Raw genomic sequence first — 6,719 nt, forward strand, 5'->3', positions numbered from 1 at the left:
AAGGTAACTCCCGCCACTGACAACGGGCCTGGCGCGGGGCGCGAAGTGGCGCGTGGGAAGCGGCCCCCGCGGCCTGGCGTTGACGTCGACGTCAAGGCATACCGTCGTCGGCGACCCGAGGGAGGCCCGATGAGGATCGGAGAGCTGGCCGACCTGGCCGGAACGACCACGCGCGCGCTGCGTCACTACGAGGCGCTCGGCCTGCTCACCGCGGGCCGCGACACCAAGGGGCACCGCACCTACGGAGCCGACGACCTGCGGCTGCTGCGGCAGATCCGTGCGCTCCAGGCGTTCGGCTTCGGCCTTGAGGAGACCCGCCCCTTTGTCGAGTGCCTGCGCGCGGGCAACCCCACGGGCGACACCTGTCCCGCGTCCCTCGCCGCCTACCGCCACAAGCTCGCCGAGCTGAACGCGGTGATCGGCGAGTTGACCGCCGTGCGGGACATCGTTCACCAGCGCCTCGCCACCGCGGAGGCCGAACTCGCCACCGCGGACGCGGAAGTGGAGGAACCCGCCCATGCGCCCGACCCCGCCCATGCGCCACAGCCCGCACGGCCCGGCGAACGCCGCCCCTGCCACCCTGGCCGCGGTCACCGATGACACCTTCGCCGCCGAGGTCCTCGCCTCCCCGCTCCCCGTCCTGGTCGACTTCACCGCCGCCTGGTGCCCGCCCTGCCGCATGATCGCCCCCGTCCTGGCGGAGATCGCGGCGGAACGGCAGGGGCGGCTGCGGATCGTCACGCTCGACGTCGATCACAACCCCCGCACCACCGCCGCTCACGCCGTGCTCTCCACGCCGACCCTGATCCTCTTCCGCGACGGCGCCCCGGTCACCTCGCTGACCGGCGCGCGCCCCAAACACCGCCTGCTCGCCGAGCTGGCCGACGGCCTGGGGGAGTAGCGAAGGCCGCTGTCGGCGGTCACTGTCAGTGGTCGGGAGTAGGGTCCGCGACATGGGATACGACACCAGCTTCCACCCCGTTGACCTGCGGCTCGTCGAGGACAGACTGCTGCCGTACATCGCGGGGCACGGGGACGACGACGCCATCGACGACCTGATCGCCCGCGCGGTCGGGATCCGCGGGACCCGCTTCCGCGCCAAGCAGTGGGCGCTCGGCGCGCTGGAGGCGAAGGACGACGCCATCGAGTCCGATGTGCACGTCTGGGGCCGCCCGTTCCTCGTCGCGGGCGACGACCCCGAGCAGGTCGCCGACGCCGTCCAGCGGTATCTGGCCACGCCCGCCGAGGGAGTCGACGCCCTCGCCCGCGAGATGCTTGCCCGCATCGACCCGGCCCTGCCCGCCCGGGTCACCCCCGACGAGAGCCGCGGCGCCCTGCCGGGCGAGGAGGAGCTCGGCCGCTCGCTGTCGTGGCGCATACGCGTCGTGCGCGCCCTCGCCGTCGGGCTGCGCGAGGGGCGGGAGGCCGTTCCCGACCCTGACACCCCGTCGCAGCAGCACGAGGTCGACATGCTCGGCCGCGAAGTGGCGTTCACCGTCCTGGACTTCGCGTCCAAGCTGACCCCCGGCTGGATGTCGCGCGGCCTGACCTGGCCCACCCACCTCCTCGCCGAGGCCCACCTGCCGCGCGGCGCCTTCATACGACCGGCCGCGCTGCACCGGCCGCTGCGGGAGGAGTTCCCCGACCTGGAGTGGCTCGAGGAGGAGACGATCATCCACAACGACATGGTCGGCGGCTATGTCCCACCCGAGGCGGTCCCCGCCACCCGCACCCACCTGACGACCCATCGCGACGCCCTGATCGCCCCCGCGGCGAGCGACGGCTGGGAGGAGTACTGCGCGCTGAACCTCACGAAGATCGACGAGGCCCTGACCCTGGCCGCCCGCCTGGGCTTCGGGTTCTGCGAGGCCACGGAGATATACAGCGGCTTCTCCGGCACGCTCAACTGACCGGCGTGTGGTTGGGTGGCACCTGCTCGAACCACTGCTCGTGAAGGTGCGTGATCGCATGTCCCGCGTTGCTGTCACCGGGGGGAGCGGCAAGCTCGGCCGCGCTGTCGTCAGGGAGTTGCTCGACCACGGCTGGGACGTGGTCAACCTCGACCGGGTCGCCCCGGCCGAGCGGATCTGCCCGTTCGTCCGCGTCGACCTCACCGACTACGGCCAGACCGTCGGCGCGCTGACCGGCGTCGACGACCGCTACGACCGCGTGGACGCCGTGGCCCACCTCGCCGCCGTGCCCGCGCCCGGCCTCGTGCCCAACACCGCCGTGTTCGGCAACAACATCCTGGCCACCCACCACGTCTTCTCCGCCGCCCGCGTCGCGGGCATCAAGAACATCGTGTGGGCATCGAGCGAAACCGTCCTCGGCCTGCCCTTCGACACGCCCCCGCCCTACCTCCCGGTCGACGAGGAGTACCCCGGCCGCCCCGAGAGCAACTACTCGCTGGCCAAGCACCTGGAGGAGCACCTTGCCGACCAGCTCTGCCGCTGGGACCCGGAGTTGAAGATGGTCGGCCTGCGGTTCTCCAACGTGATGGAGGTGGCCGACTACGCCGCCTTCCCCGCGTTCGACGCCGACCCCCGTCTGCGCCGCTGGAACCTCTGGTCGTACATCGACGCGCGGGACGGCGCTCAGGCCGTGCGCAAGGGTCTTGAGTACGCGGGGAGCGGACGCGAGGTCTTCGTCATCGCCAGCCCCGACACGGTGATGTCCACCCCGTCCACCGACCTGGCCGCAGCCGAGTTCCCGGACGTCGAGATCCGCGGCACGCTGGGCACCCACGAGTCCCTGATGTCCACGGCGAAGGCCCGCCGCGTCCTCGGCTACGCCCCGGCCCACACATGGCGCGACCACGTGAGCGACACGACGGCCTGAGCCCAGGCGGCCTGAGCGCCACCGCCCCCGGCTGCCCAAGGGCCGCTCAGGCGTCGTTCAGGCGTCGTTCAGGTCGGCGAGTGCGGTGATGATGCGTTCGGCGGTGTCCTCGGGCCAGGGAAAGGCGACGCTGACGGCCCGTTGGTGGGCGAATCCGCGCAGCCCCAGCCATAGCGCGACCGTGTCGCGCGACAGGTCGGCGCTGGTGGCCTGCCCCGCGGCGACGCAGTCGCCCAGGGCCTCGCTGACGATCGAGACGCTCGCCGTGCCGAGCCCGGTCATGTCCTCTCCTCCTCCGTCACCGAGCCGCCGTCGAGGCTCGGCATCCACAGGCCGCCGAACATCGTGCGATAGCACTCGGGATGGTCGCGCGCGAAGTCGAGATGGGCGGTGCGGACGGCTCTCCAACGCGGCGAACTCCCGCCGTACGACGGCCAGCGTGATCGCTGGCTGGTCGGGGAAGTGCGCGCAGATCGAGGGGACGGCGATCCCGGCGCGGCGGGCGACCGAGCGCAGCGTGATGGCGCGTTCGTCCCCGGTCTCGTCGAGCAGCGCCGCCTCACCACCGGGTGAGCCGCCGCGTCAGGGCCAGACGTTGGCATGCTCCCTGAAGTCCTCGGGGTCGGTCTCCACAGGCAGCACACACAGCAGATGACCGCCGGGTACGCGAAGCACCTGGCACTCCTGCCACCGCGAGACGCGTTCGGCGCCCAACGCGACCAGCCGCTCGGTCTCCGCCTCGAGGTCGTCGGTCTCGATGTCCAGATGCATCCGGGGCGCGTCATCGACCGCCTGCACGGCGGCGACAAGCCCCGGCAGGGCCCGACGCAGCGTGGTGAACTGCGGCTCAGGCGCAAACGTTTTGGCCCTGGCCCCCAAAGCCGCCGACCAGAAGGCGACCGACCGCTCGGCCTCGGCCTCGGGCGCGTCGATGATAACGGCGTACACACGGCTCCTGTGCATGCCGGGCAACCTACCCGGACGCGCCGTCCTCCATGGCTGGCGGGTCGGCCCGCATCGCGCGCGCCGCGGCGTCCAGATAGCCGATGAGGTCGTCGACCAGCTGCTCGGGGCTCGCATGGCCCTTCCCGTCCGACGCCAGGTGCCCGGCCGAGGCGAGGTCGGCCGCGCCGTGCACGAGGGCCCGCATGAGCGAGGCCAGCCGAACGGGATCGCCGCCCGGAAGGGCACCGGCCTCCTGCGCGGCGGCGACGATGCCGGTCAGCAGGCCGTGGGCCGTGTCCGCGGCGACGCCGAGCTCGGCGGAGCCGACCGACCACCTGCCGAACACCAGCTTGAAGCGCGCCGGATGGTCGCGCGCCCAGGCGATATACACGTGCATGGCCGCGCGGAGCAGGGCCCGTGGCGAACGCGAGCGCTCGGCGGCGGCCGCGAGCAGCGCGGCCTGGCGTTCCAGCTCGCGGGTGGCGACCGCGGCGAGAAGCACCTCCTTGCTGGCGAAGTGCTTGTAGGGGGCGTTGTGCGAGACCCCGGTCCTGCGGCCGACCTCGCGCAGCGTCACCGACTCGACGCCCCCCTCGTCGAGCAGCGCGGCAGCCGTGTCGACCAACGCCTCGCGCGTGCTTGATGCCATGAGGTCATGCTAAGCGGCGGTTGACGTTGTCAACCCCCTCCCTTAGGTTGACAACGTCAACCTAAGGGAGGGGGTCCATCGTGCGACAGGAGAACACCGTGCGGCAGCGGGCAGTGGTCACCGGAGCGACCAGCGGTATCGGCGAGGCGATCGTCCGCCGCCTCGCTGAGGCCAGCGCAACCGTCGTGATGGTCGGCCGCGCCGAGGAACGGCTCGAACAAGCCAGGCGACGCGTCCACGCTGCCGTCCCGCACGCCGACCTCAGGACGGAACGCGCGGATCTCTCGCTCCTCAGCGATGTCCGCGCCCTGGCCAAGCGCCTCGACGAGCAGGAGCCGCCGACCATCGTGATCAGCAACGCGGCCGTCATCGCGCCCGTGGCGGACGTCACCTCCGAAGGTCTCCAGCGGATCCTGGTCACCAACCACCTCGCCCCGTACCTCCTGCTGCGCTCGCTCGTCGCGACGGTCGGCGAGCGGCCCGCGAGGTTCGTCGTCGTGGGAGCCTCACCGACCGGGCTCACCAGGGCGCCGGTGGACCTTGACGACCTGTCGTGCTCGACGGGACGCGGCCTCGGCCCCATCCCGAGCTTCCGGCCCTTCGTCAGCTACGGCCGGACCAAGAACATGAACGCGATGTTCGTCTACTCCCTCGCCGAGCGCCTGGCGGGCACGCGCATCACCGTCAACGGCGTGCATCCGGGCATCATCAAGGGCACGCGGCTCGGCCACGACGCCCAACGGGGCACGTTGCGGCTCATGACCCGCGCGCTCCGCCCCTTCTCCGGCCGCCCGGACGCCGGAGCCGACACCCCCGTCTGGCTGGCGACCTCCCCTGACGTCGAGAACGTGACCGGCCGCTTCTTCGTCAAGCGCGCCCAGGTCACCACCGCCCCCCACACCACAGAACCGGCCCGCCTCGACCGCCTGTGGGAGGAGAGCGCCCACCTCACGGGCCTCCCGCCCATCCTGTGACGTGTCCCTGACCCGGCGCCATGGCTACCGTTGCCGCATGGAAACGATCGACGGCTTCTCTGGCGCCGTTCTGGGTGACCCGCGGCGGAAGAACCGTCCTGCGGGCCGCGGCCGGTGCCGCGAGCGCCGCGCCGGGACGGTGTGCACGCCGGACACCCGCTTCCAGATCGCCTCGGTGAGCAAGCAGTTCACCGCGGCGGCGGCGATGCCCCTGGTCGAGAAGGGAGAGATCGGCCTCCATGAGCCGATCTCCCGTCGGCTCGCCGACTGCCCCGAACGCTGGCGGCGGCTGACCCCGCATCAACTCCTCACCCTCACCTCGGGTATGGGCCACTGCGGGACCTCCCGGGTTCGGCACCGACCGGCCGGGCGACCCGCGCGACATCCTCGACCGCTTCTCAAGCCTCCCGCTGCGCTGCACACCCGGCAGCACGTGGCACTACAGCTCGCCCGGATACCTCCTCACGGCATGGATCATCGAGCGGGTCAGCGCGCAGGGCTACGCCGACTCCCTCACCGAGCGGGTCCTGCGGCCCCTCGGCACGACATCGACATGCGTCGGCGAGGCCCCGTCCGAGCCGGTGGCACACGGCTACCGTGCGGGCCGACGTGTGGACACGGCGGAGTTCGCCGCCCTGCCGGGGCCCGGCGACCTCTGGTCGACGGTCGACGATCTGGCCCTCCACACCGCCGCGTTCAACGCCGGACACCTCCTCACCCCCCGCTCACGCGAGGCGATGACCGCCCCGCACGTGCCCTTGGACGGCGCGATGGCCGCGGGCGGCTGCGGATACTTCCTCGGCACACTCACCGGCCACGCGGCGCGCTTCCACTCCGGCGACAACCCGGTGTACCAATCCTTCCTCGCCTGGCCACCCCACCTCGACGCGACGGTCGCGCTCCTGTGCAACGACGAGGAGACGCACATCGAAGCCCTCCTGCGCCAGCTGATACCAGCGGCGATGCAGGGCTGACACCCGCGCCCCGGGTGACACCGCGCACGCGGCCGTGGCGGTTGCGGTGCTTCCCGCTGTACGGCATGGCTCGTCCGGGCAGGGTGGCGTCAACGCTCGACATCGGCGGACGGCTCGATGACCTTAGCCCAGACACGGCCGCTCCAGGGGTTTCCGCCGACACCCAGATGTGCTGCGACGACATCGTTGAGCGACTTCGGACGATCGATGCCGATGGTGTCTTTGAGCCACCCCAGAGAGACGCACTCGACGCAGAGCGGGAACGGCACACCGTTGGACGTGAAGCGGGTCTGTCCAGTCAACGGCTGATCTTGGTTGTTGAGGTTCAGTGGCTGGTGG

The 6,719-nt window shown here is 71.7% G+C and carries 10 protein-coding genes and 1 pseudogene; 7 read left to right on the plus strand and 4 right to left on the minus strand.

What is annotated here, in order from left to right; translation table 11 throughout:
* The first annotated feature begins 129 nt into the window (after positions 1–129).
* From DEH69_RS05285 to DEH69_RS05300, 4 genes are read left to right on the plus strand one after another with little or no spacing between them, the layout of a single operon-like run.
* Positions 130–600 carry a MerR family transcriptional regulator gene (locus tag DEH69_RS05285; RefSeq protein WP_113685709.1) on the plus strand — a complete coding sequence of 157 codons (471 nt, stop codon included), beginning with the start codon at positions 130–132 and terminating at the stop codon, positions 598–600.
* Positions 536–901, plus strand: coding sequence for a co-chaperone YbbN (locus DEH69_RS05290; protein ID WP_113685710.1), 366 nt, complete (start codon positions 536–538; stop codon positions 899–901). The genes DEH69_RS05285 and DEH69_RS05290 overlap by 65 nt, the downstream gene beginning before the upstream one ends.
* A gap of 52 nt (positions 902–953) precedes the next feature.
* A complete protein-coding gene (locus tag DEH69_RS05295) occupies positions 954–1,910 on the plus strand; it encodes a hypothetical protein (protein WP_113685711.1) in 957 nt (318 codons plus the stop codon).
* A 58-nt stretch (positions 1,911–1,968) separates the two neighbouring features.
* Positions 1,969–2,838: an NAD(P)-dependent oxidoreductase gene (locus DEH69_RS05300; RefSeq protein WP_113685718.1), complete on the plus strand. Its 870-nt coding sequence runs from the start codon at positions 1,969–1,971 to the stop codon at positions 2,836–2,838.
* A gap of 57 nt (positions 2,839–2,895) precedes the next feature.
* Here the strand turns inward: DEH69_RS05300 and DEH69_RS05305 are convergent, their stop codons facing one another.
* From DEH69_RS05305 to DEH69_RS05315, 3 genes are all read right to left on the minus strand, one after another.
* Positions 2,896–3,120, minus strand: a complete 225-nt coding sequence (locus DEH69_RS05305) for a WHG domain-containing protein (RefSeq protein WP_113685712.1) — start codon at positions 3,118–3,120, stop codon at positions 2,896–2,898.
* A gap of 300 nt (positions 3,121–3,420) precedes the next feature.
* Entirely contained in the window at positions 3,421–3,786 is a 366-nt protein-coding gene (locus DEH69_RS05310) for a VOC family protein (RefSeq protein ID WP_258534450.1), read from the minus strand.
* Between the two features lie 25 nt (positions 3,787–3,811).
* Positions 3,812–4,432, minus strand: coding sequence for a TetR/AcrR family transcriptional regulator (locus DEH69_RS05315; RefSeq protein ID WP_113685713.1), 621 nt, complete (start codon positions 4,430–4,432; stop codon positions 3,812–3,814).
* 80 nt (positions 4,433–4,512) lie between these two features.
* Here DEH69_RS05315 and DEH69_RS05320 point away from each other — a divergent pair, with 80 nt between their 5' ends.
* From DEH69_RS05320 to DEH69_RS31295, 3 genes and pseudogenes are all read left to right on the plus strand, one after another.
* A complete protein-coding gene (locus DEH69_RS05320) occupies positions 4,513–5,406 on the plus strand; it encodes an SDR family NAD(P)-dependent oxidoreductase (RefSeq protein ID WP_220131190.1) in 894 nt (297 codons plus the stop codon).
* Between the two features lie 37 nt (positions 5,407–5,443).
* A pseudogene (locus DEH69_RS33565) lies at positions 5,444–5,719 on the plus strand (serine hydrolase); the annotation flags it as partial.
* On the plus strand, positions 5,706–6,380 hold the full coding sequence (locus tag DEH69_RS31295) for a serine hydrolase (protein ID WP_113685714.1): 675 nt from the start codon (positions 5,706–5,708) through the stop codon (positions 6,378–6,380). The pseudogene DEH69_RS33565 and the gene DEH69_RS31295, both read left to right, overlap by 14 nt.
* Before the next feature lie 89 nt (positions 6,381–6,469).
* Here the strand turns inward: DEH69_RS31295 and DEH69_RS31300 are convergent.
* Positions 6,470–6,719 (minus strand): hypothetical protein (locus DEH69_RS31300; RefSeq protein WP_181727267.1); only part of this gene is annotated, 250 nt, incomplete at its 5' end.

Source organism: Streptomyces sp. PT12, assembly GCF_003311645.1.
Classification (GTDB): domain Bacteria; phylum Actinomycetota; class Actinomycetes; order Streptomycetales; family Streptomycetaceae; genus Streptomyces.

Coding starts and splice junctions, on each gene's coding strand:
- DEH69_RS05285 (WP_113685709.1), top strand. CDS start 130: ATGAGGATCGGAGAGCTGGCCGACCTGGCCGGAACGACCACGCGCGCG.
- DEH69_RS05290 (WP_113685710.1), top strand. CDS start 536: ATGCGCCACAGCCCGCACGGCCCGGCGAACGCCGCCCCTGCCACCCTG.
- DEH69_RS05295 (WP_113685711.1), top strand. CDS start 954: ATGGGATACGACACCAGCTTCCACCCCGTTGACCTGCGGCTCGTCGAG.
- DEH69_RS05300 (WP_113685718.1), top strand. CDS start 1,969: ATGTCCCGCGTTGCTGTCACCGGGGGGAGCGGCAAGCTCGGCCGCGCT.
- DEH69_RS05305 (WP_113685712.1), bottom strand. CDS start 3,120: ATGACCGGGCTCGGCACGGCGAGCGTCTCGATCGTCAGCGAGGCCCTG.
- DEH69_RS05315 (WP_113685713.1), bottom strand. CDS start 4,432: ATGGCATCAAGCACGCGCGAGGCGTTGGTCGACACGGCTGCCGCGCTG.